We start from the raw sequence: 24581 nt of genomic DNA, 5'->3' as shown, positions 1-24581 counted from the left end.
GTCCTGATGTGTTGGATTCTGCCCTGCTGCGTCCTGGTCGCTTTGACCGTCAGGTCATGGTGGATCTGCCCAGTTACAAAGGGCGTTTGGGCATTCTAGAAGTTCACGCCCGTAACAAGAAGCTGGATACCGATATTTCGTTAGAAGCGATCGCCCGTCGTACTCCTGGCTTTTCGGGTGCAGAACTGGCAAACCTGCTCAACGAAGCGGCCATTCTCACGGCCCGTCGTCGTAAAGACGCGGTGACGATGCTGGAAATTGACGATGCGATCGATCGTGTCACGATCGGTCTCACGCTCACGCCCCTGCTGGACAGCAAGAAAAAGCGGCTGATTGCCTATCATGAAATTGGTCATGCGCTGCTGATGACCCTGCTGAAAAACTCCGACCCGCTCAACAAAGTGACCATTATTCCGCGATCGGGCGGCATTGGTGGCTTTGCCCAACAAGCGTTCAACGAAGAGATGATTGATAGCGGCCTCTACACCCGCGCCTGGTTGACCGATCGCATTACGATCGCGTTAGGTGGACGAGCTGCCGAGGTGGAAGTGTTTGGTGATGCTGAAGTGACAGCAGGTGCAAGCAGCGATATCAAAGCAGTTGCCGACTTGGCGCGCGAAATGGTGACTCGCTACGGGATGTCTGATTTGGGACTGGTTGCGCTCGAAAGTGCAGGCAGCGAAGTCTTTTTGGGCCGTGGACTGTCACCTCGCACGGAATATTCAGAAGATGTATCCACCCAGATTGACCAGCAAGTACGCGGTATTGCTGTCAAATGCTACGAAGAAGCTCGCAAGATCATTCGAGAAAATCGTGTGCTGGTTGACCGCTTGGTTGAGATGCTGCTTGAAGAAGAAACGATCGAAGGCGATGATTTTCGTCGCATTGTCACAGAGGTCACGGGACAGCCAGTTGCAGCAGTAGCCCAAGTCTCATAGCAATTGACACGTTGGCACTCATAAAAGCCATCAGCCCTTTAGAGCTTCGATCGCGTAGCTCAGCCCAAAGCGTTTAGGGTTAACGGAGAAAAGCCTCAGAGCCTCGTTGCTTCTGAGGCTTTTCTCATCTCATGCGATGGTCGTTAAAGCAGACAGCCCTAAGACTCGATGCTAGGCTGATGGGTGATGAGAACGCTACCCACGTTTGATGTCCCTCGTTCAGGCACAGCATTCACCGACAAGAGGTAGACCGATGGAAAATCGATTGACACCCCAACAGTTAACAAAACTAGTTGGCGAAGTAGAACGGCTCTCGCAACGGCAGCAGGATGAACTCGATCGCGGGCAGGTAGAAGACATTCTGCGGGAACTGAATCTATCGCCCGACTTGCTGGATGAAGCCATGATCCAGCTACAGCGAAAGGATGCCCTGGTGGTACAGCAGCAACGGCAGCGATGGCTTGTTGGTGGTGCGATCGCCAGCCTGGTGGTTATCGTTGCGGGTGTAGTTGTTTTTGTGCAGCAGCAAAATCAGGCGCTAAATCGCATTTCGACACAACAAGGCTGTGTGGCACGGGTACAAGACAGTTGTAGCGAAGCTCCTATCTCGCGCCAAACTAGCCCTGAGCTGTTCTACAACGTCACATTGAAAGATGCACCTGTCGGCAAAACGCTTTCCCTCACCTGCGACTGGGTGACTCCTGATGGGCAGGTCGTGAAGCAAAATCGCTATGAGACGCGTCAGATTGAGACACCGCTCTGGAATACCCACTGCAAATTTCCACTTAACTCTAAGGCTCCTGTAGGAAGCTGGGAAGTGCGATTGCGGTTAGGCGATCGTCAATTGAGCAATACCCCCTTTGACGTGCAGTAGTGGGAAGGGACGGTTGAATCTCTATGGGGCAAACTATCCCGTTGCAGACGCTCAAACCGCATCAAATTGTCGGCTACTGGGGCTATGGCGATCGAACTGCTCTGGAAGGTTGTTTGTCGAGTATCCTGCATCACTGCGATGAGACACCAGCCAAACGTAGCGGTCGATCGTCATCAGAAACCTCTTTATCAGAACGTGCCGCTAGATGCTGGGAGGTAGCGTATCTCGGCTTGCAGCAGGCAGCCTGTAGTGATTTACCAGCGCATCTGCTTGCAGCCCTCTCTGCCTCCGGGATGCCTTGTCGTTTGGAGCACTCGCCTGCGGATGCCTGGATTACTCACCACGACGATCGTCTTTGTCTGGGACGAGAGCCGTTTGGTCACGTGCCGCTCTACTGGATGCAGGTAGGAGAGATTGTCTGGTTTGCGTCGCGGCTGAGTTTATTGCTGCCGCTGATCAAAACGCCTCAGATTAGCCTACCTGCGGCGTATGGCTATAGCTGCTTCTCTTATGTGCCAACGCCCCTCACCCCGATCGCTCACATTGCCTCGATCGCGGCGGGGACAGAGCAGACCTGGTTTGCCGATGCTGCCTCCAAGAGGCTATCAGCACCAGAGACAAGGCGATCACTCGAATGGCAAGAAGCACCTGACCAGATTCAGGACGAGGCCATCGCCGTTGCCCAATTGCGCTCATTGCTCAAGGATACAATTGCTCGTCAAAGCGCTGATCTGGGTGATGAACCTGTTGGAGTTTTGCTGTCGGGTGGGTTGGATTCGTCGATCGTCGCGGCGCTATTGGTTGAAGCGGGCGTCAAAGTTCGCGCCTACACGTTAGATTTTGGCACAGAGGGCTTTTCAGAATGCCCCTATGCCGAACAGGTTGCCGAATTTCTCCACATCCCCTTAGTTAAAGTGGATGCCAGCCCCAAACGAGTGCGCCAAGCTTTGGTGCCTACTGCACGAGCGTTGGATACGCCGTTTGGTGATGGCGTCACCGTTCCGCTCTTTCTACTGATGCGGGCAGCTAGCCAGGATGTACAGGTGGTATTTAATGGTGAAGGGGGTGATCAACTGTTTGCAGGCTGGACAAATAAACCTCTAATTGCAGCAGGTCTGTACCAAACGGCGCATCAGACAGAAGCTACCTTCGATCGCCAATATCTCCGCACCTTTCATCGACTCTGGGGGTATGAACAAGACTTGTTTCAGCCAGAGCTTTTTCCTCAACTCACAGCCAACACGCCTCAATGCTGGCTAGAGGAAGCCCTCAATCCAACCTTCTCAACCACGTTGCTTCATCGGTTGCGTCGTGCCACGCTGATGCTCAAAGGCGCACAAAATATTCATCCTCGTGCCACCCATTTAGCGATCGCTCACGGGTTGCAGGTGCGATCGCCCTTCTGCGATATCGCTCTCGCTCAATGGACTTTTCAGCTTTCGGGAACATTACATCTACACGCCGCCTGCGAGAAATACATTCTGAAACGTGCTGTTGAAGCGTGGCTGCCTCCCGAAATTGTCTGGCGAGAAAAGCGGGGCATGGGTGTGCCCTTAACCTCCTGGTGCTTCAATGAGCTATGGCGATCGCTGGGTGTATGGTTGAATCCTGCTGCCTTAAGCGCTCAAGGCGTTTGGCAGCCCCACCTTGCGACTCACCTGGCGGCTGGTAAATTTGGCACACTCCAGGGGCGTCGCATTGGTGAAAGCCTCTGGCTCTTGCTGATGTGGCAACTGTGGCAACACACGGCTCTCGGCACAGCGCCAGCATTCTCACTCAACCATCCCTTTTGGCTACCCTCCTGGCTAGGACGCTTCTACCTTCAACAGCAACGGGAGACAACGCAATGGTAGCCATCCCACACCCGACACCCGGCACCCCACCGCCGTTAACGCTTGCTCTAGCAGAAGCACTACTCGCAACCTACGGTTCCCCTCTCTACGTCTACAACGGCGATCGCCTGCGTCAAACCATTCAGCACATTACAAACTCGATCGCCTATCCACACACCCGCTTCCACTTTGCCAGCGTCACCAACGGCAACATTGCCCTCCTGCAGATCTTCCGCAAAGCTGGGTGGGGACTCCACGCCAATACCCCTGGGGATATTTATCTGGGACTTCAGGCAGGCTTTCATCCCACACAAATTGTCTACAGCGGTAGCAACCTGAGTCATGCTGAAATGGAGCAGCTTTTCCACTGGGGCATTACAACATTGAATCTGGATAGCCTTGCACAGTTAGAGTTGTGCTGTGAGGTTTGGCAGAAGGGGAGTCAGAAGGCAGAAGGCAGAACTCAAAACTCAAAACTCTCTAGCGTAGCGGCGCAAAGCGCTACTCAAAACTTTCTTCCCCACTCCCCACTCCCACGCCTTGGGCTTCGCCTCAACCTCCCTGCGCTCACTGGAGATAATCGTATTGGCGTACATCCAGATGACTTTTCGGCGGCGGTGAGGCTGGCACAACAGGCTGGGCTGTCCATCAGTGGACTGCACTTTTATCGAGGCACAGGCACAAATGCGACAACGGCGTTCACAGAGGCGATCGACACCGTTATCGCCACTGCTAGTCAACTACCCGACTGGGCGTATCTCGACTTTGGCGGTGGCTTTGGTTATCCCTATCATCACGATGGTGTGGCGTTTGATTGGCATCAGTTCGGTGCGGCGTTGAGCGATCGCTTGTCTCAACTCGATCGACCCATTGCTTTGGTGATTGAACCGGGACGAGCCGCGATCGCGGGCTGCGCAACCTTGCTAACTCGTGTGGTTTCGACAAAATGGCAGCACGACAAACAGCTTGTGGGCGTCGATACGACCGTTGCCAATCTTTCGGTGCCGTCTGTGCATGGTGGCTATCGTGAAATCGTCGCCTTGCCACATGACGAGACAGCACTCAATAACGCCGAAACAGGCGAAGGCTTACATCTGACAGATGTGTGTGGAAATACAACCTATTCGCGTGATTATCTAGGCAGAAATTGTCAGTTGCCAACCTTAAAGAACGGTGACCTTCTCGCCATTCTAGATGTGGGAGCCTATGGTTATGCCATGTCTTCTCATTTTTTGCACCGTCCTCGTCCTGCTGAAGTGCTACTCGAAAACGGTAATCACCGTCTCATCCGGCAGCGCGAAACGTATCAAACGCTGATGGCATATCAAGTATTTTAACGTCATTCACCGGAGATGCTATGAAATGTATCCGCTGTCATACCGATAACACCTTAAAAGATCGAACTGACAATCAAGGTCGCTGTAAAAACTGTCAGCATCCGTTTGTCTTTGAGCCGACTGCAATGAAAAAGGTTAAGGTAACAGACCCTATGTTTGCAAAAGCGATCGCGGATCTTTCTGCAAACAATACGCTCTTTTTTACCTCCAAACAGTTACTTTATTTTCTCGATAAGCGCTTTAAAAATAAGGGATCAATACCAACATTCGGCTGTTTTTTCCTCTATCTCATTGTGGTAGTGATCGCAACAGTTACCGCTGGAGGATTTCTTCTTGAAATCACAACTAGTGTCTTGGCACTTTTTGCACCTGCAATTGCTCTCAGCCTCCTTACAGGATTCATCCTTTCAAGTGTGAGCAGTTCTGCGCAATCTAGCCCTAAAGCACGCCAGAGTAGCGCCAAGTCGCTACAGGCGATCGGCGGACTGATTCTCATCGCAGGCATCATCGCCAGCCTTGTTGGCAACTCCTTTCTACTCTTCGTTATCAGTGTACTGTTAGGCGTTAGCTCAATTTATCTGGGCACTCAACAACGCCGCAACCCAATGCTCAAACATCAAGAATTCACCGTTGGTGCGGATCAACTTCAAGGTTGGCTCGATCGCTGGCAGCAAATCAATGGTTCAGCGCAAAATATGCTGCCGCCGACGCGTGAAGAGCGAACTCCAACAACCGTTAATCCTGATGTGACGGCTTATAGCTTCGATCGCCTGGTGGTTTGTGATACGTCTACGATCGCGCAACTCCTCATTGCCAATAATTTTCACTTTGAAAATAACTGCGCCATTCTGAGTATTACAGGCTATCCCAAAGGTATTTTTGATACCACTATGACCATGCTACGTCGCAATCCCGACTTAAAAGTCTATGCCTTTCATGACTGCGCCCCTAGAGGCGTCGGGTTGATTCATCAGCTTCGGACTAGCGCTCAATGGTTTCAAGATAGCACCGTCGAAATTTTTGATGTCGGCTTACTGCCACGCCAAGTTTTTGCGAGTCAATCAATGTTTGTGCAAAATGCAGCCGATGCAGCTAGAACGGCTAAACAAATGCCAACTGAGGTGCGATCGAGCTTATCAACAGAAGAACTAGCCTGGTTAGAAGCAGGCAATTGTGTTGAGCTAGAGTCATTTACACCACAGCAACTCATCCACATTCTCAATCGTGGTATTGCTGGAAGTCGAGAATTAGGTACTGACGATAGTAGTCTCATTTTTGTTGATAGCTATGGTGTAAATTCTTATTATGTAGTTGAAAGTTTCGGTTAATTGCCCTCGTGCCAGAAGCACTACTCAATGCGCTAGATAATCACAGTGCTGAGCCATAGCTTACGGTTAAAGATGTCTCGTTTCTAACAGTTAGTCGTCAAAGATGTGATTTTTATCGCTGCAACGATCGTTCTCCTTCACAGGCAAGGGAAACGGTAGGAGTAAAAAAAAGCATAGCCATAGCCAGCCTCTAATTCTATACTGCCCCTTGCCCGCTGAATGATACTGTATGAATGTGCTAGACATGACGTATTCGCAAGCCTGCGTTTTGTCTACTAAATTGTTTCATGCAATTCGCCTCTCTACTTATGGCAATCTTGCCGAAAGCGTTATTTACAGCAGTGTTGACTGTCCTGCTGTCGTTTATGCTGGTTAGCGGTGCAGCCGCGGCGGTTGAAAGTGAAGTACCGCTGTCGCCCAATGTAACACCCTCACCGCCAGCGGCTCGGTCATTTTGGGATAAGCTAGAGCAACTGCGCGACGACAGGCAGCTTCAAGAACTGGTTGAAGAAGATCTGGAGAAGAGTCTTGCGATTCGGGCGTTAGTGCAGGTAGAAGTTGATCGCACCTTCAGCCACACCACAACGCTGATCAACGTGATGTTGGGCATTTTGACCTTTCTGCCAATTCTGGCGGCTGTTAGCGTCTGGTTCATTCGTCGTAGTGTGATTAATCAAATTATTGGCGAAACGAAACAACAGCTAAAAGCAGAAGTCGAAAAGCAGTTTGAGCAAGACGTTGCCGCTGAATTTAAAGAGCAAACTGAAGCTTTTAAGCAAGAGCTTGATAAGCTGAGAGCAGAATTTATCGACCAGCTTTCACAACTAAAAAGCCTTTTTGTCGATGCACAAAAGGAGAAAGATCAGATTATTCAAGAGCTTTCTCAAATTACGCCATCCCCCATCCGTGAGTCGGCTCCACCCGAAACCCAACAAAAAATTCAAGCGCTCACAAAACAGCTTGCACGATTGAAATCTGTCAATAATCAGCTCTCTTTTACAGCAGGCGACTACGTTGAGCAGGGGAAAGCCCTTTATTTTGAAAATCAATTTGAAGATGCCTTTACCTTCTACGAAAAGGCCATTCAACTAGAGCCAGAAAACTTCAGGGCCTGGTTTGGCAAAGGCGCAGTTTTAGTCAAATTGCAAAAAACAGACGAGGCGATCGCAGCCTATGAAATTGCCATACAGTTCAAGCCCGATTTTGCGGAAGCCTGGTTCGGCAAAGGCACTGGATTGGCAAAGTTGGCAAAACTGGCAGACGCGATCGCGGCCTATGAAACGGCCATTCAGCTTAAACCCGATTTCTTTCTGGCTTGGTTTGGCAAAGCGCGTAGTTATGCGCTGCAAGGCAACATAGAAGCAACGCTCAAAAGCTTGCAGCAGGCAATCCATCTCAACCCAGAGAAAGCGAAAGAAGCCGCTAAAACGGATACCTCTTTCGATGCTATGCGAGAGGATCAACGCTTTCAGTCACTCACTGCCCCGCAGGCGGAACTGACAGACAAACAGTGAGCGATCGTGCCTGGTGTGCAAAGCCACTGTCAGTCGCGGCGGAAGGCATTTAGAATGCGTTGTTGCAGAGGTTGAAAGGCCATCGCCTGGAAATGAGTGTCGTCAGCTAACGCATCTGCGACTCGATCGAGCACTTCAAAGACCTGGGGCACGCCTAAATGCAGCTTCTCCAATAACTCGCGGTGGGCAAATACATCTTGGGGCGTGCCTTCTAAGACCAGTTGCCCGCGATCGACCACAAACACCCAATCTGCCCAACTGTAAACGAGATCCAAATCATGGGTTGCCATAAGAATCGTCGTTCCGGTTGACCAAATCTGCTTGAGCTTCACCATCAAATCGCGGGTATGAAGACGATCAAGATAGGCGGTTGGTTCATCCAGCAACAGCAATTCTGGCTGCATCACCATCACATCTGCCAATGAGACGCGCTTCTTCTGTCCCAGGCTGAGATGATGCACGGGACGATTCACCAGTTCGGTCAGCCCAAATGCTGCGATCGCCTCTCTGACCCGTTGCGCAATCTCTGCTTCTGGCAAACCCAAATTGCACAACCCGTAGGAAATATCTTCTTCAACCGTCGAAGCGACTAGCTGCTGTTCAGGGTCTTGAAATACCAGCCCGATTTGCTGTCGGAGCGCCATCAGGGAAGTGCGATCGTACTGCAATGGGTTTCCCTGCCAGCGCACCACACCCTGCTGTGGTTTATACAAACCATTTGCTAACAAAAACAGCGTTGTTTTACCACACCCATTTTGACCAATCAGCGCACAGCGTTTGCCTGCTGGAATGCGAAGCGTTAAACCCTGAAGGGCAGGCTGAAAGCTCCCTGTATAGGTATAACTAACGTGCTCAAACTCCAACAGCATACTGCCATCCTGCGAGCGTAACCAAAACTGTGCAACCGAAGCAGGCTTCCAGGCTATAGCGTTTGGAGGGTTTGTAGCGACGGGAGTGCCAGACGCGAATATCGCCTGTAAAGCCGCGAGAATCTAAAGTTTGAGATACCTGACGATAGTTTTCGAGCGTGCGTCGAAGAAGTTGCCCCACTAACAGGCTCAGGCTTTTCATCCACACTCGCCAGGTACGGTAGCCACCACGTAACTGTTGCGCCGTCCAAACTTCGCTGGCCGTTCGCAACAACACAAAGATAAAGCGGTACATCAGCAGCAGCAGTTCGGTGAGCAAGGCAGGACAACCAACACGGCGCAGAATGTCTAGCAATTCAGTGAAGGGTATGGTGAGCATGATGAAGTAGATACAGGCAGTAGAGGCGATCGTCCGTGCCGCCAGTTCCCCAGCTTGTTGGATGCCATGAAGACTTAAATAGAGGTAGTAATGCCCCCAGCTAACGCCCTGCCAAGCGTCTGCCTGCACGGATGCCAGGGTGTCTAGACCCACGCCATTGATGACAAAGGCAGGTAAGCTAGTAAACCAAAAGCCGATCGGGATGAGAAGCAGGCGCACATATGTGGCTGCCGGAATTTTGGCATAAATGACGATCCACATGCTCAGCCAGAGGGCGATCGCAAGTTGAATCGGCGCATGAGTACAGTAAGTGATTAAAAGGAGGGCGATCGCAAACAGCAGCTTATGTTCCGGTGGCAGTTGCCGCAACTGATTGGTGTATGCCAGGGTATCGATCTGTAAAGCCATGAACGATTGGATTGATTGTAGAGACATTCCAAGGAATGTCTCTATAAAGGCTCTAATTTTGGGAACCGATCATGCTTCCTGGTAGGGGCAGAATCTTTGCCAGGACTCGTTTTTTCAGTAGTTCGGGGCACGTTCACAGCTTGTACAGCCACAAACAGAACGTGTTGCCTCATCGTCAACCTTACTCGTCTTTTTTGCGTGTCTCCGATCGCCCTTTGTACAGCCCTAAGACATAGCCAGTAATGCCTGCGCCAATCCCTGCTTGAGACGCAAACAAAAACGTTTGCACTTCAGGGCCAGAGTCTTTAATAATCGGTTCAAACCAGGGTTTATAGTTTGGGTGATCTTTTTCGATCGCAGCGACAAAGTTGCCATCCGTTGCACCAAACTCTCTACCCTGGAGTACTAGCAGGGGGCCAAAAGCGAGAACTAAAACCCCAATGACTAACAACCAATGACTTGATAGCTTATTCATCGCTTAAGACTCCTGCTCTAAAAGTTTGAGGGTTTGTAGCTCCTGTTTGCCATACTGCTGCAACCACCCCCAAACCAATACGGTTAGCAGTCCTTCACTAATCGCTAACGGGACTTGAGTAATCGCAAAAATGCCCGCAAATTTAATAAACGAAGCGATAAACCCACCTTGCACTGCTGGAAACGCTAGTGCAAGCTGTACAGCCGTCGTCATGTAAGTGAGCAGATCTTCCAGGGTGGCAGCCAGGAAAACGGCAAGCTTCTGTTTACCCGTTTTCATAACCGTGTTGTAGACTACGTAGGCAACCAGTGGCCCCACGATCGCCATCGAAAACACATTTGCGCCCAACGTTGTCACACCACCATGCGCAAGTAAAACCGCCTGAAACACAAGCACCAAAGTACCCAGCACCGTCATTGTTAAGGGGCCAAACAGAATGGTGCCTAGCCCAGTGCCTGTAGGGTGGGAGCAACTTCCGGTGACAGAGGGAATCTTTAAAGCAGAAAGGACAAAGGTAAACGCGCCTGCCAATGCCAACAGCAATTTTAGTTCAGGGTTTTGCCGGGTGATGCGGGTGAGTGATCGCAAGCCTACGAGAAAGAACGGTAACGATACGGCCCACCAAAAGGCTGCCCACTGCACAGGCAAAAAGCCTTCTGCAATATGCATTGCATAAGCAGGATTGGCAGAACCAAGCAACAAATAACAACTCAAGCCAGCCATTAATCCCAGGCTGACCCATTTCCGGTAGCGTGTCTTCATCCTGTACCTCGCAGATAAGACGATGTTGTAGAACGATACGGCAGGTGTTCTGACTTAAAGAGTGTTGAGTGTCGAGTGATGAGTGTTGAGTTGAATAGGACTTACGCAAAAACGGTCATCTTTCGCCCCCTAGCCCCCAATGCTGGGGGAACCGAGCCAATTAAAGCCCCCAGCATTGGGGGTTTGGGAGCAAATGCGCAAGGCCTATTGAATTAGTAACTTAAAACTCATCATGCAAAACTTCTAACTTCTCTCACAGTTGCGGGACAGCGGTAGAGTTTCACTACACTTTCCCTGTTTTCTCTGGCGGTGGTTTCCCGTCAGAGCCGAATCGTGAACACAGCATACCTGATTAGGAAAAGAATAGAAACTGTTGAGAACGTTCTACCTTAGTTGTTACGCTTGAAGCTTTTGCGTCCTACTGTACAGTTATGTTTCTCGGCATCGATTTAGGCACTGGCTCAGTGAAAGCATTGCTACTTGCAATCGATGGCACCGTCATTGCGGAAGCATCCCATTCCTACCCAGTGCGATCGCCCAAACCAGGCTGGGCAGAAACCGACCCAACTGAGTGGTGGGACGCGGTTGGAAATGTCGTGAGAACTGTCGTTAAAGACAATGAGGCATCGATTCAGGCGATCGGGCTGTCGGGGCAGATGCATGGCGTCGTGCTGACCGATCGCGCTGGAGAGCCATTGCGTCCTGCCATCCTTTGGGCAGACACGCGATCGAGCCAGGAACTCGATCGGTACCGAATGCTCGCTCCTCACTTGCACAAACAGCTTGCTAATCCCATTACAACCGGGATGGCAGGCGCAACGTTGCTCTGGTTACAAACGCACGAACCCAACCTTTACACGAATGCTCGTTGGGTGCTTCAGCCCAAAGATTGGCTGCGCTTTCGTCTGACCGGAGAAGCTGCCTCTGAGCCTTCGGATGCGTCTGGAACCTTGTTATACGATCTCGGTGGGGATACCTGGGCGATCGACGTTCTCGATGCACTACATCTCCGTACCGATTGGCTCCCAAATCTGACGCCATCCACCAGTATGGTAGGCACGTTAACGACCACTGCGGCGGCAGCTCTCGGCTTACCATCTGGCTTGCCTGTCATTGCAGGTGCGGCTGACACAGCATCTGCAATGCTGGGTAGCGGTCTCTTAGAACCAGGACTGATGCAGTTAACGGTGGGTTCAGGCGCGCAAATTGTCACGCCTCGATCGACTGCGATCGCCGATCCGCAAGTTCGGACGCACCTTTATCGCACTGCCCTACCAAACCAGTGGTACACCCTCGCCGCGATGCAAAATGCTGGACTGGCGCTGGAATGGGTTCGCAATCTCCTCGGCTTCAACTGGCAGCAGGTGTACGCCGAAGCCTTTACCGTGGCTTCTGGCTGCGAGGGGCTCACTTTTTTGCCCTATTTCACGGGCGAACGTACACCTCACCTTGACCCCAATGTGCGTGGAGCCTGGGTTGGATTGGGACTCAACCACACTCGATCGCACCTTATGCGGTCAGCCCTGGAAGGCGTTGCGTTTGCCATCAAGCAAGGATTAGAGACGATCACAGCCACAGGTATGACTGTTGCAGAACTCCGTTTAGCTGGCGGCGGCACGTTGGAGCCAGTGTGGAGACAACTACTTGCAGATGTCCTGCAACTGCCACTTCGGAGCGTAACCGTGTCAGCAGCATCCGCAAGAGGCGCAGCCCTTCTAGCCGGTTTGGGGAGTGGAGCTTACGCCAACGTGCAAGCCCTTCCCTCACTGTTGAGCAATGCCCATCCAGTCGTACCGACAAGCAACGCTGACCTCACCGACGCATGGGAACGGTATCGATCGCTCTATCCTCGTCTGCAAACCTGGCGCGACGGTCAGCGCGTTGAGTCAAAGTAGTTTCCCTTCGATACGCAGATTGACGGATCAGCTATGCAGAAGCAATGACGCACGTCAAACAGCAACCAGTTGCTTTGGCTCTGCAACGCTGGGCTTACTTAAAGTGCGTCCAACGGCACGGGCGATCGGTTCCAGGCTATGCACTAGTTCCACCATTGCTTCCAACGAAAGAGCCTGACGAGCATCCGATACAGATTGGTCAGGATCAGGGTGGCATTCAACAATCAAGCCATCGGCTCCACAGGCAACGGCGGCTCTGGCGAGGTCGGCGATCAGTTCCCGCTTACCCGCTGCGTGGCTAGGATCTACGATGACGGGCAAATGGGTCAATTGACGTAATGCTACTACTGCGCCTAAATCCAGCACATTGCGGGTGTAGGTGTCGAAGCTACGAATGCCACGCTCGCATAGCACCACACCGGGATTGCCATGCGCCATGATATACTCTGCTGCCATGACAAATTCTTCAATGGTGGCTGACAGCCCTCGCTTCAGCAACACGGGTTTACCTGCTTGCCCCAACGCCTTCAACAACTCGAAGTTTTGCATATTGCGACTGCCAATCTGGAGCATGTCAGCGTAGGCCGCAACGGGTTCAATCTGGGCGATCGACATCACTTCTGTCACCACAGGCATGCCGTAGCGCGATCGTACGTCTGCTAGAAGGCGCAGCCCGTCCACACCCATCCCCTGAAACGAGTACGGAGAGGTGCGGGGTTTGTATACTCCGCCTCTTAGGGCATGAATGGGGGCACCAGAAAGCTGGCTGGCAACCTGCTCCATTTGGTCAGCGCTTTCTACTGTACAAGGACCACCGATAACGATGACGTTATTGCTACCGATCGCGACTTGCTCAGAAAGCTGTACAACGGTGCGGTGGCTGGGGTGAGACTTGATAACTAACCGGGCATCCAACATGAGATTTGCTCCTAATTTGGGTGATGTGATTGCAAACAAAAAGCCCGAAACCTTTTGGGTTCCGGGCTGTACGAACGAAGGCGCAACAGACTTTACCCGGAACACTTTCCGAACCAGAAGTAAAAGCTGTAAAACCAACTCATAACCGCAGCCATTGCTCTTTCCTACAGCCGATAACAACAACGTAAAAAACTAAAAAACCGCAGAGTTGACTCTGCGGTTCACCTGGACACGTTCGTCTCGAACGGTAGTCACTCCAGGTGAACCGACGAACGCCAGAAATAGAAGTGAAAAACGCTGCTCGACATTTGCGGAACCAGAAGAGGATGAGACAGGTGCATGATCTGAAGCTAGCAGAGGGTCGAGAGACCGTCAAGTACCTCTCCGGATGCTAATTTGCAAAATCCGGAATTTTCCTAGCAGAATAATATTATGGTAGATGTTATTTTTTATACATGCGTACATAATTATGAACATTTATTGAAAGTTTTGGTGAAGTTAGTGGTTTTAGCTGTTAGAAATACTATAAATGGCTGAATTTATACAAGGATTCACAAGAAGCGAAGCGAAGTTGGCTCCACAACGCGAAGGACTATCAAAAACAGTCGAACACTAATGTCTGCTTGAAATACTGAGACAATCACCTTTATCCTAAGCATCGATCTGGCATCTTCTGTAGATTTCGGTATCGTAAGTTCTTCCCATGCATCGATCTTTCTTACCCGCAAAGAGAGCACCTCAGTAGAACTCATTAAAATTCCAGTTATCTAAAGTTCAAGTAAAGATCATGGAGCCTCCTAGCAAGTCACTTGAGTTTAGAAAAGCGTCTCTCTTAATGAGACGTATGATGCCGTGGATCTGCGTACCGATCGCATCTCTCGGTGCAGCGAACGTAGCGCTTTGTTCAGCAAGCTTCGACACAACAGGCTCTATTGCCGTTACGGCCACCCTTGCGGCAAACCCACTCTCCTCAACCCATACCCTTAATAAAACGACTGTAGGCGACTATCAACCACCTGATAACGGTGGCCCAGGCAAATCAGGCGGTTCAGGAACCCGCTTGCAGTAGGACTGAGTCATAAAGAACCGTTTCAAATTAATCGCCTGGCTGATTAGAAGCCGCCTAAATTAACTCAAAACGGCTCCAGTGCTTAAAAACAGTTCTACAACGGTCGGTACACGCGATAGTTGAGGTTGGGGAAGATGTTGTCGATCGCTTCCACCTTTTCCAGCCAACCCGAATCAATTTTGCCTTGCTTAATTTCCTCATACAGCTTGTGGAAGCGCATGAGGTGCGATCGAGTGCGTCGTACCGCATAGGGCACCATCGTCCCCGTCCGCATAATGAACGCCCAGTCGGAAGATTGCGCCAGCAGTAGCTCTCGTGCGGCCTGGTTGAGTGATCGCCACGTCAAGTCGTCCTCTGGCTCATGCTTAGCCAGTTCAATCATCCGCTCCGTGGCCTTGTGCAAGTGCGGATAAATCCAGGCGTTCGTTTCATTCAACCAATATTCGTGGAAGCCTTTGTAACCCCAGCTTGATTGTGATGGATTGCACACTTGCTGCGTTTGATTAATCCGCAGGTAGTCCGCCAAGTGCGTCATCTCAAACGTACCCTGGTCAAACCACGCTTTGCGGAATAGGTAATCGATAAACCAGGGGCCTTCATACCACCAGTGACCAAACAGCTCTGCATCGTAGGGCGACACAATGATGGGCTTGCGCTGCATCATGCCGTATAGGTGCTCCACCTGACGTTCCCGGTTATAGGTAAAGTTTCCAGCGTGTTCGGCTGCTTTTTCCCGTGCCCAGTAAGGGTCGTAAAGCTGCTTATCACCTAATCCCAGACCTTTGCCCGTAATCTTGTGATACTTGATGCCCACATTCTTACGTTGACCATTGGGCATGACATAGGGCTTGATATACTCGTATTCTGCATCCCAGCCCAAATCGCGGTAAAACTCGCGGTACTCCGTTGCGCCAGGGTAGCCCACTTCCGATGACCATACTTGTTGGGACGATTCGTGATCGCGCCCAAAAGCAGCCACCCCTGTTGTGGTAAAAATCGGCGCGTAGGTGCCAAAACGGGGACGAGGGCGGGCGTAAAGAATGCCGTGCCCATCCGTCAAAAAGTAACGCAACCCAGCATCCGCCAGCATGCGCTCTACGCCTTCGTAGTAGGCGCATTCAGGCAACCAGATGCCTTTAGCTGGACGACCAAACGTTTCTTCGTAGTGTTCACAGGCAACCTTAATCTGCGCCCACACCGCTTGTGGATACATCTTCATTAAGGGGAAGTAGCCGTGCGTTGCGCCGCAAGTGATGATTTCGAGGTTATTGGATTCAGCGAACTGATTGAACGCTTTGATGAGGTTGCGATCGTACTTCTCCCAAACTTGCCGCACCTGATTAAATTCTTTGGCATAATATTCAGCCAAATATTTGAGGTGACCACTCTGCGCGTGGCGCTCAACTTCCATCTCTGCCAGTTCTTCAAGCTGAGCAAGATGCTCGTCATACCGCTCTTGCAGCAGTGGATCGAGCAACATCGACACCAATGGTGGTGTCATGCTCATCGTAATTTTGAAATCAACGCCGTCTCGCTTTAACCCCTCAAAGACCTGTAGCAGAGGAATGTAGGTCTCTGTAATCGCCTCATAGAGCCACTCCTCCTCCAGCACATAGTCGCTTTCGGGATGGCGGACGAAGGGCAAGTGGGCATGCAGAACAAGGGCGAGGTATCCAATACTCATAAGAACGTCGATTTAGAGGGGTTGGGCGGGCTACGGTGCATCGGCTTTGCCAAGCATTGTATTTGCCAAGCATTGTAAAGCGAAATGGCAATCGAAAGACGGGTTGATCGGCTGCTTCTATAGTCTTTATCTTACGCAAGCTAGATAGACAGGGGGCAGGGGTTAGAGGGCAGAAGGCAAGAGAAGTTGTAAAGCCTTTGGCATGACTTCGCTAGAGTGGTCAGTTGTTGTTCTTTAGAAGAACGCTGATAGCTGACCACTGACGGCTCACCGCTGATAGCTAATCCAGAAGCATGTTTACAAATTCAATAAGATCGCTATCTACAAGCCTCATACGGGCTTTGATTGACTTTTAGCCCGATCGCTCATTTACGAGTATCCTGAATGCTAAATGCTTTGTCGAGTCAATTTCTTCCGATCGGTGCCCTGCCATGACTCAGCCGAACCTACTTGAACGTGCCCAACAGGGTGACCCGCAGGCCATTGCTGCCCTCATGAACCTGACGCTGGAGCCAGAGGGTGTCGTCGCCAAAGCGGTCCTTGAAGATCAATGCTTGCATGTCTTTCTCAGCGCCACTCGTGCCTTAAACGCCCAAACACTGGTCGCATTCATTCAACGAGGTATCCAACGGTTAGATATTGCTTCCATCCAACGTGTGCTCGTGTATGGGCAACGTCTGGAGAATGATCAACCTGACTGGGTCGAAACGTTTATGCTGCCTCGATCGCCCGTGGCTGAAGCCCTGGAAGCGTTGTCTCACCCATCCAGCGCAAGTGCTGGGTACCCCGAAACCATGCCCATTCCAGCACCACCCACACCAACGCTGTTGGATGAGTGGAAGCAGCGCTGGTTAAGCCCAATACGGCAAGTGCAATCATTCTTAAGCAATGCTTTAACGTCATCAAAACAACGGGTGACACAACGGCACGATCGCCAGAAGAATGCGGAGACAACGTTTGGGGTTGCGCGCTCCAAACCCGCTGCAAACTCCTATCTCAAGCTCTCAGTGCTGGTAACGCTGATCGCTTTTGTCACAGGGGGAGCCGTCGCGCTCATCGCAAATTCCTATACCATTCGCGATCGCAAGACAGGTTCTCAGACCGCTACGATCGCCTCAAACAGTCAGCAGAGCATCAAATCTGAGGCAGAACGTAATCGAGAACAGCAACAGGCAACGACCAGAAAATATCTAGAAACGATGAATCAGGCGCAAAAGACGTTCTATAGCCAAAATGGCCGCTTTGCTTCAACGCTAGAAGAACTGGAGCGCTTTGCTGCCGTGCCAATTGCCTCTCGTAGCGATTATATTTATAAGCTGACTGTTCCTAGCCGGACTCAATCTCAGCTAGCTGCCGTCCCTAAAGCTAATGGCTTAAAGAGCTATACTGCTGCTGTCTCGATCGCAAAAACAACGAATCAGGCAATCGCAACCATTTGCACCTCGCAGCAAGCCGCAAAAGTGCCGCCGCTCGTCTTTCAATCACCAGAGGGCAAAGTTCAATGCCCGGTGGAATCTGCTAAAGCGCCGTGAGGCAGAAGGCAGAAGGCAGGAGGCATCCTTTCATCCTTTAGCTTTCATCCCTCATCCTTTAGCCTTTCATCCCTCATCCTTTCATCCCTCATCCTTTCATCCCTCAGCTTCTTGCTGTCGCTTGGCGAATCGACGTTCTGGATCGATGCCAACAAAGGTGGGAGGTAGCCAAACGCGGACGACTAACAAGAGTGCCATGACGATTAAGAAGGCACACGCTGCTAGAATTTGGCTCCAATGGACTTCGAGTACACCTCGAACGATGACCTCACGCAGTACTGAGACGATCGCCACTTCAACTGCCACGCCGATCGACACCCGTTGTTCCTGCAAGTAAATGATGAGCAGCCGAAACAACTCCACCAAAATCAACAAGAATAAAATGTCCGCTGTGACAGCCCGGAAGTTGAGCGGTGGCAGCAGCGAAAGAAACATCGCTCTAAGCTGAATGACCATCACGCAAAACAGTCCCATACAAAGGGATACCACAATCAAATCTTGCACCATTTCAAGTGCGCGGACGACGTGCTTGCGGGTGAATGGTTCGTGCCAGCGTTTTAGTAACAGTTGAGAAGGTGATTGCATACAAATATTGCCTGAAAGAGTTATTCTATTTAAGTTCAGTTAAATTTATCAGTAAAGCCAAAACCTATTGGAAAATTTAATGACATTCATCACAACGTACAACTAGGGAGCGTTGGGTTTTGGCAAAGCAGTAAACGAAAACAGCCTTTTAATCCGTCTGGTTCTACAGCGGTTTGCAGTTGCATCCATCACACCCCACACTTCACACCCGTCTTAATTCGGCTGTCGTCTACTGAATCTAATAACGGCTGTAAGCTATACCTCTAGCTACCAACGATTCTCATCATTTTTTAAACCCACTCTCAACGGGCGATCGAGTTGCCAGCAGACAATGGCAATTGCGTTTGTAATGCCGTGAGAGATTGTTTGGCAATTATCCCAATGCCGTAAGCGCTGATCCTCTTCCACTGAGAGGTGGATGCAAATGCGGCTGTAAGCACTGTTTAATCTTTATGGAGCGGCTAATCCTGATAGCCTAGACTTTGCTTTCAAACTGCTTCAAAAGCTCATGCTATAGCGCAGGTTAAGGTGAAGAACCTTACGACTGAACGAATGCAGACCTCGTGAAAGGAGACCAATTTTGAACATTGCACAAGAAAATGCTCGCCTCCGCTGGATTACGCTAAACGCTTCAGAAGCGACTGTCGATGAAGGAACTGCCATTATTCAGGGTCTCCAACAAACACCAAAGACCCTGCCATGCCAATATTTTTACGACGATCGCGGTTCCCAGTTGTTCGAGCAGATTTGCGACTTGCCAGAATACTACCCCACCCGCACTGAGCAAGCCATTCTAGAAACCTACGCCACCGAAATTGCCCAACTGACTGGCTCCTGTGAATTAGTCGAACTAGGTAGCGGTAGCTCTCGCAAAACCCGCTTATTGCTGGAAGCGTATAGTCAAGCGAACGACCAACTGCAATACTGCCCAATCGACGTCAGCGCGGGTATTCTCAAAACCACTGCACTGGAACTCCTGCGTCAATATCCTAAGCTCAAGCTTTGCGGATTGGCAGGAACCTACGAACAGGCGCTCGATCAACTGCCGCCTGCTGAAATGGAAAACCGGATGCTGATCTTTCTGGGCAGCACGATCGGGAATCTCAATCAACAGGAGTGCGATCGCTTTCTTGAGCGAGTGCAAAAGGCACTCAAACCAGGAGAATTTTTTCTGCTTGGCGTTGATTTGCAGAAAGATCCTGCCATCCTCGAAGCGGCATACAACGATGCTCAGGGCGTGACTGCCGCGTTTAACCTCAATATCTTGCGTCATCTCAACTGGCGGTTTCAGAGCAATTTTGACCTCGATCAATTCAGGCACTGGGCATTTTACAACCCGATAGACCATCAAGTTGAGATGCATCTTCGCAGTTTAGAAACGCAGACTGTGGCGCTCAAAATGCTTGGCTTCGACACGACATTACAAGCAGGTGAAAGCATCCACACCGAGATTTCGCGCAAATTCCATTTGCCCACCCTGGTTGAAACATTGGAGACCTTTGCGTTTCAACCGCTGCAAGTTTGGACTGATCCAAACCATTGGTTTGGCTTACTACTTTGTCAGCGCCAGTGCACGAGCAACGAATGTCCTTAATGCAAAACTCCTAATTCAAAGCAAGGTATTCAAAGGGCTGTTCTTTCGTCGGGACATTACATGCAATGTCCCTGAACGTTTTTGTCTTGATGGAGGCGATCGCACTCCTTCCGAAATCCGATCGCCTCCTTGCGTATCTACTTGCTACCCCAACGGCGCAATACTTCTTCATTGCACTGGCATAGATTACGACGAGTTTAGATCTTTGGAGTGCGAGCAGATGGGAATGCTAGGTTGGACAAACCTCTACATATAAGGCAACGCCTTATCACTATGAACACTCACTCTTTGCTTTCTAGACTGCAATCGCTACGTCAGTCTCGCAAAGCGGTTCGCTTGGTTTCGTCAGTCGCTGTTTCGCTGTTAACGGCAGGTTCGATCGCCACGCTTTCACCTGCCCGTGCTGATAGTACCAATCTGGGCCAACTGCGATCGGCCGTTGCGGATACGATCGCAGCCTCAACGCCACAATTCATTGAACTGACTACGCAACCATTAGCTCAAGCGCAACCGGGACGATCGTTCCCCACGGTGCAGCAGATGAGCATCTTTGATTTATTTGGTCCCTTAATGGTGGGCAGCATCGTTGTGGTTGGCGGCTTAATCTTCTTCTCATCAATTACAGGACTGGTCATTATCAGTGAGCAAGAAGTTGGCGTCGTCGTCAAAAAATTTGGGGGTCGCCTGCCTGCGGGACGATTAATTGCCCTCAACGGTGAAGCCGGCTATCAGGCCGATACCCTCGCTCCGGGCTGGCATTGGGGGCTATTTCCCTGGCAGTACAATGTGCAAAAGCAGCCGATGATTGTTGTGCCGCAGGGCGAAATCGCGCTACTGGTTGCCAACGATGGTGCCCCTGTTCCAGCCGAGCGCATTTTGGCAAAAGTTGTACCCTGTGACAACTATCAGGATGCGCGTAAGTTTTTGACCAACAGCGGCGAAAAAGGTCGGCAGATGGGCTTTTTGACCGCAGGGACGTACCGCATCAACACCGCCTTGTTTAAGGTGATTACGTCTGCGAATGCGAATCAGCACGGTATGGCTGGCGAGAAACTACGGGTTTACACCGTGCAATCGGATAAGGTGGGCATTGTCACCACGCTGGATGGTCAACCAATCGATGCGGGTGAAATGGCGGGATCAACCGTTCCTGGGCACAACAACTTCCAGAACGGTGAGAAATTCATCCACGCAGGCGGACGACGTGGCTTGCAGGAGCAAATTCTACTATCCGGTTCCTGGAACCTCAATCCCTGGTTTGTGCAGGTCGAACAGGTGCCTATGACCGAGATTCCGATCGGCTACGTGGGTGTGGTCATCGCCTATGTCGGTAAAGCCCACGAAGATGTGAGTGGTGCCTCCTTTACCCACGGCAATCTCGTACTACCCGGACACAAGGGCGTGTGGACAGAGCCGCTCTATCCCGGTAAGCATCCGCTGAATACTCGCGTGATGAAAGTGGAACTGGTACCCACAACGAACATTGTGTTGAACTGGTCAGGACGGACAGAACGCCACAATTACGACTCCAACCTGGCATCGCTGACAGTACGATCGCGCGATGGGTTCGCCTTTGACCTGGAAATTGCCCAAATCATCCACGTCGGTGCCTTGGATGCGCCAAAGGTCATTTCCCGCGTCGGTTCCATGCAAAATCTGGTGGATCACGTCCTGGAGCCGACAATCGGCAACTACTTCCGCAACTCGGCGCAGGAATGTACCGTGCTGGATTTCCTCAGCGCCCGCAGCGATCGCCAGTCCGAAGCGGCAGAATATATCAAAGTCGCACTCCGAAGCTACGACGTTCAGGCGATCGACACGCTGATTGGTGACATTCAACCACCAGAGACCCTGATGCAAACGCAGACCGATCGCAAAATTGCTGAAGAGCAGCGCAAAACCTACGAAGTGCAGCAGATGGCACAAACCCAACGGCAACAGTTGGTGCGTGAAACCGCGCTAGCAGACATCCAGCAAGAAATGGTGAAGTCTGAGCAAAACGTCAACATTGCCGAACTGCAAGCCAGGGCTGATATTCAGCGTGCTAACGGTGAAGCCGAAGCCACCAAGTTGCGGGCAGTTGGTGATGCCGATGCGATTCGGGCCACAGGTACAGCTCGTGCCGAAACCTACCGTGCGGGTGTGGAAGCACTGGGGTCTCAAAGCTACACCGCTATGCAGTTAATGCAAATTATTGGCGATCGCCGCGTCCGGCTCATTCCCGATGTGTTGGTGGGCGCAAACGGCAACGGCAACGGTTTAGTTGATGGCTTACTCTCCATGATTCTGTGGAACCAGCAAACCAACGGCAAAGTTAATTCTGCCAAGCCAGCCGTATCATTAGAGGCGGAACAACCTGAAAGCACCCTGACTAATGGAACGGCTTCCCCTCAAGCAGTACCATCCTTTGATCCTGCGCTTGGTGCTGAGATTGAAGCCATCTTCAACGCCGACAAGCGGTAGGGATAGAGAGTCAGGTGTCAGAATGAGCTAAAGGCTCTTGGTCTGATGCCTGATTACTCACTGATCGCTCTATGAGCTACTGCTTTAATCCAATCTGTAAAGAGCCGCAGAATCTTGATAGCGCCGAATGCTGTCGAGCTTGTGGCTCTTCCTTGCGTTTATGGAATCGTTATCGTGCGATCGCGTTGATTGGGCAGGGAGGGTTTGGGCGAACGTTTTTGGCGATTGATGAGGGTGGGGAGGCAGAAGGCGGAGGGCAGAAGGCAGAAGGAGCAGGGGAAGCGGAGGGGGCAGGGGAAGCAGGGGAAGCAGGGGGGGATGAGTACGGATCACAAACAACTCTCTGTGTGCTCAAGCATTGTTTGCCACGACAGGTGGTAGGGGCAGAGGCGATCGCGCTTTTTCATAAAGAAGCTCAACGGCTTAAGGAGCTGGGCGATCATCCGCAAATTCCGACTTTACTAGGTACCTTTGAGGGCGATGGGCAGCTTTACCTAGTGCAGGAATTTATCGAGGGGCAAAATCTGGAACAAGTCCTGGCAGAGCAGGGGAGCTTTACGGAAAGTGCTATCTGGTACCTGCTGAATCAGGTGTTGCCCATTCTAAAATTCATCCACGATCGCCACGTCATCCACCGTGACATCAAACCTGCCAACCTGATTTGGCAACGACACGGTGAATATTCTCGTCTGGTTTTGGTCGATTTTGGGGCAGCAAAACTGGTGCAACCAAGCGATCGCCTGCAAACAGGCACCTGCGTTGGCAGTGCAGAATATGTTGCCCCAGAGCAAGCACGTGGTAAAGCAGTCTTCGCCAGCGACCTTTACAGCCTTGGTGTAACCTGCATTCACTTACTCACCAACCTCTCGCCGTTTGACCTGTTTGATACCGTAAACGATCGCTGGGCCTGGCAGCAATATGTCACCGAGCCAGTGAGCGATCGTCTTGCCGCCATACTTGATCGGCTGCTTCAAAATGCATTGAGCAGACGGTTTCAATCGGTTGATGCAGCTATAGAGGCGATCAACCGATCAGCTTTCAGCGATCAGCCATCAGCTTCAACTCAAAACTCTCTAGCAACGCGGCGCATAGCGCTACTCAAAACTCAAAACTCTCCCCTACTCCCCTCTTGGCATTGCGCCCACACCTTCACCGGACACACAGCTTGCGTTAATGCTGTTGCACTCAGTCCCAATCGTGCGATCGTGGCGAGTAGCAGCGAAGATAAAACGATTCGCTTTTGGGATTTGCAAACGGGCAGTGTGACAATGGCTGTTCTGGATCATGTGCTGGCGGTGCGTGCGATCGCCTTTAATCCCGATGGTGAGACAGTTGCCTCTGGCGGGCAAGATCGGACGGTCGTACTCACCCGCAAATGGTATTTAGATATTGCGGGACGGAGCGAAATTTTGGGTCAGCATACGCAGGCGGTTACGTCGATCGCCTTTGCGCCTAGTGGACAACTGCTTGCCAGTGCTAGCCGCGACAAGACCATCAAGCTTTGGAATCTCGCCACAAAAGCAGAAATTTGCACACTCAAAGGCCATCGGCTGAACGTCACCGCGATCGCCTTCAGCCCCAACGGACAGTTTCTCGCCAGTGCCAGCGCCGATCACACAGTCTCCCTCTGGACGACTGAAGCAAATCTCAACATCCAGATGCGCTATACCTTTACCGACCATATAGGCACTGTGCAAGCGGTTGCGTTCAGTTTAGACAGCCAGTTGCTAGCAACTGGCGGAGACGATCGCACCATTAAGCTTTGGAGTACGCAAACCGGACGCTTGCTACGAACCCTACCAGGGCACTCATGGACAGTCAGTGCGCTCAAATTCACACCTGACGGTTCAACACTCATCAGCGCCAGTTGGGACGGCACGCTGAAACTGTGGGACTTAACCAATGAGCGATCGGAGTCAGCAATTGTTCTCACTGGGCATAGCGACTCGGTAAACGCGATCGTCCTCAGCACCGATGGCAAAACCCTCATCAGCGGCAGCAGTGATAAAACAATCCGCGTCTGGCAAACTGTGGGGTAAGCGATCGCCCACTGGCTGTCTTATGCCCATTGCTCAACCTTCCCTAAATGGTAGCTCCACTTTAGCCAAAGTCTACTAGTGATTAG

At 51.2% G+C, this 24581-nt stretch carries 20 protein-coding genes and 1 riboswitch; of the genes, 12 read left to right on the top strand and 8 right to left on the bottom strand.

Going from position 1 to position 24581, the window contains the following annotated elements:
* From AC5JLP_RS03750 to AC5JLP_RS03725, 6 genes are all read left to right on the top strand, one after another.
* Positions 1–938 (top strand): ATP-dependent metallopeptidase FtsH/Yme1/Tma family protein (locus tag AC5JLP_RS03750; protein ID WP_496066561.1); only part of this gene is annotated, 938 nt, incomplete at its 5' end.
* Positions 939–1191: 253 nt separating this feature from the next.
* Complete coding sequence (locus AC5JLP_RS03745) at positions 1192–1812, top strand: DUF3859 domain-containing protein (RefSeq protein ID WP_496066560.1); 621 nt, start codon at positions 1192–1194, stop codon at positions 1810–1812.
* Between the two features lie 23 nt (positions 1813–1835).
* A complete protein-coding gene (locus AC5JLP_RS03740) occupies positions 1836–3665 on the top strand; it encodes an asparagine synthase (protein ID WP_496066559.1) in 1830 nt (609 codons plus the stop codon).
* Positions 3659–4981 carry a diaminopimelate decarboxylase family protein gene (locus tag AC5JLP_RS03735; RefSeq protein WP_496066558.1) on the top strand — a complete coding sequence of 441 codons (1323 nt, stop codon included), beginning with the start codon at positions 3659–3661 and terminating at the stop codon, positions 4979–4981. The genes AC5JLP_RS03740 and AC5JLP_RS03735 overlap by 7 nt, the downstream gene beginning before the upstream one ends.
* Positions 4982–5106: 125 nt before the next feature.
* Positions 5107–6309 (top strand): toprim domain-containing protein, encoded by a 1203-nt coding sequence (locus AC5JLP_RS03730; protein ID WP_496066557.1) that lies wholly within the window; start codon positions 5107–5109, stop codon positions 6307–6309.
* A 308-nt stretch (positions 6310–6617) separates the two neighbouring features.
* Positions 6618–7823 carry a TPR end-of-group domain-containing protein gene (locus AC5JLP_RS03725; protein ID WP_496066556.1) on the top strand — a complete coding sequence of 402 codons (1206 nt, stop codon included), beginning with the start codon at positions 6618–6620 and terminating at the stop codon, positions 7821–7823.
* A 29-nt stretch (positions 7824–7852) separates the two neighbouring features.
* On the opposite strand, the gene AC5JLP_RS03720 is transcribed toward AC5JLP_RS03725, so the two are convergent.
* The 4 genes from AC5JLP_RS03720 to AC5JLP_RS03705 all read right to left on the bottom strand — a co-directional run bounded on the left by AC5JLP_RS03720 (position 7853) and on the right by AC5JLP_RS03705 (position 10716).
* Positions 7853–8692 carry an energy-coupling factor ABC transporter ATP-binding protein gene (locus AC5JLP_RS03720; protein ID WP_496066555.1) on the bottom strand — a complete coding sequence of 280 codons (840 nt, stop codon included), beginning with the start codon at positions 8690–8692 and terminating at the stop codon, positions 7853–7855.
* Complete coding sequence (gene cbiQ, locus AC5JLP_RS03715) at positions 8676–9479, bottom strand: cobalt ECF transporter T component CbiQ (protein WP_496066554.1); 804 nt, start codon at positions 9477–9479, stop codon at positions 8676–8678. Before cbiQ ends, AC5JLP_RS03720 begins: the two co-directional genes overlap by 17 nt.
* A 181-nt stretch (positions 9480–9660) precedes the next feature.
* Positions 9661–9954: an energy-coupling factor ABC transporter substrate-binding protein gene (locus AC5JLP_RS03710; RefSeq protein ID WP_496066553.1), complete on the bottom strand. Its 294-nt coding sequence runs from the start codon at positions 9952–9954 to the stop codon at positions 9661–9663.
* A gap of 3 nt (positions 9955–9957) precedes the next feature.
* Positions 9958–10716 (bottom strand): energy-coupling factor ABC transporter permease, encoded by a 759-nt coding sequence (locus AC5JLP_RS03705; RefSeq protein WP_496066552.1) that lies wholly within the window; start codon positions 10714–10716, stop codon positions 9958–9960.
* A 22-nt stretch (positions 10717–10738) separates the two neighbouring features.
* Positions 10739–11062: riboswitch (cobalamin riboswitch) on the bottom strand.
* Between the two features lie 85 nt (positions 11063–11147).
* On the opposite strand from AC5JLP_RS03705, the gene xylB reads away from it, so the two are divergent.
* Positions 11148–12611 (top strand): xylulokinase, encoded by a 1464-nt coding sequence (xylB, locus tag AC5JLP_RS03700; protein WP_496066551.1) that lies wholly within the window; start codon positions 11148–11150, stop codon positions 12609–12611.
* Positions 12612–12665: 54 nt separating this feature from the next.
* Here xylB and aroF read toward each other — a convergent pair whose 3' ends face one another.
* Positions 12666–13529: a 3-deoxy-7-phosphoheptulonate synthase gene (aroF, locus tag AC5JLP_RS03695; RefSeq protein ID WP_496066550.1), complete on the bottom strand. Its 864-nt coding sequence runs from the start codon at positions 13527–13529 to the stop codon at positions 12666–12668.
* Between the two features lie 844 nt (positions 13530–14373).
* Between aroF and AC5JLP_RS03690 the strand changes: the two genes are divergently transcribed.
* Positions 14374–14598: a hypothetical protein gene (locus AC5JLP_RS03690; protein WP_496066549.1), complete on the top strand. Its 225-nt coding sequence runs from the start codon at positions 14374–14376 to the stop codon at positions 14596–14598.
* 94 nt (positions 14599–14692) lie between these two features.
* Here AC5JLP_RS03690 and AC5JLP_RS03685 read toward each other — a convergent pair whose 3' ends face one another.
* Positions 14693–16282, bottom strand: a complete 1590-nt coding sequence (locus AC5JLP_RS03685; RefSeq protein ID WP_496066548.1) for a glycoside hydrolase family 57 protein — start codon at positions 16280–16282, stop codon at positions 14693–14695.
* Between the two features lie 431 nt (positions 16283–16713).
* On the opposite strand from AC5JLP_RS03685, the gene AC5JLP_RS03680 reads away from it, so the two are divergent.
* Positions 16714–17814: a type IV pilin-like G/H family protein gene (locus AC5JLP_RS03680; protein ID WP_496066547.1), complete on the top strand. Its 1101-nt coding sequence runs from the start codon at positions 16714–16716 to the stop codon at positions 17812–17814.
* A gap of 96 nt (positions 17815–17910) precedes the next feature.
* Here the strand turns inward: AC5JLP_RS03680 and AC5JLP_RS03675 are convergent, their stop codons facing one another.
* The gene (locus AC5JLP_RS03675; protein WP_496066546.1) at positions 17911–18399 is read right to left on the bottom strand and encodes a phosphate-starvation-inducible PsiE family protein; all 489 of its coding nucleotides are present in this window, start codon (positions 18397–18399) and stop codon (positions 17911–17913) included.
* Positions 18400–18701: 302 nt separating this feature from the next.
* Positions 18702–18839: a hypothetical protein gene (locus AC5JLP_RS03670; protein ID WP_496066545.1), complete on the bottom strand. Its 138-nt coding sequence runs from the start codon at positions 18837–18839 to the stop codon at positions 18702–18704.
* A gap of 140 nt (positions 18840–18979) precedes the next feature.
* Here AC5JLP_RS03670 and egtD point away from each other — a divergent pair, with 140 nt between their 5' ends.
* From egtD to AC5JLP_RS03655, 3 genes are all read left to right on the top strand, one after another.
* On the top strand, positions 18980–19993 hold the full coding sequence (gene egtD / locus AC5JLP_RS03665) for an L-histidine N(alpha)-methyltransferase (RefSeq protein WP_496066544.1): 1014 nt from the start codon (positions 18980–18982) through the stop codon (positions 19991–19993).
* A gap of 273 nt (positions 19994–20266) precedes the next feature.
* A complete protein-coding gene (locus AC5JLP_RS03660; RefSeq protein ID WP_496066543.1) occupies positions 20267–22456 on the top strand; it encodes an SPFH domain-containing protein in 2190 nt (729 codons plus the stop codon).
* A 71-nt stretch (positions 22457–22527) separates the two neighbouring features.
* Complete coding sequence (locus tag AC5JLP_RS03655; RefSeq protein WP_496066542.1) at positions 22528–24495, top strand: protein kinase domain-containing protein; 1968 nt, start codon at positions 22528–22530, stop codon at positions 24493–24495.
* Positions 24496–24581: the final 86 nt, after the last annotated feature.

The organism is Stenomitos rutilans, from assembly GCF_059505485.1.
Note: the sequence above shows the minus strand (reverse complement) of the source record. Positions and strands in the feature narration are given on the sequence as shown.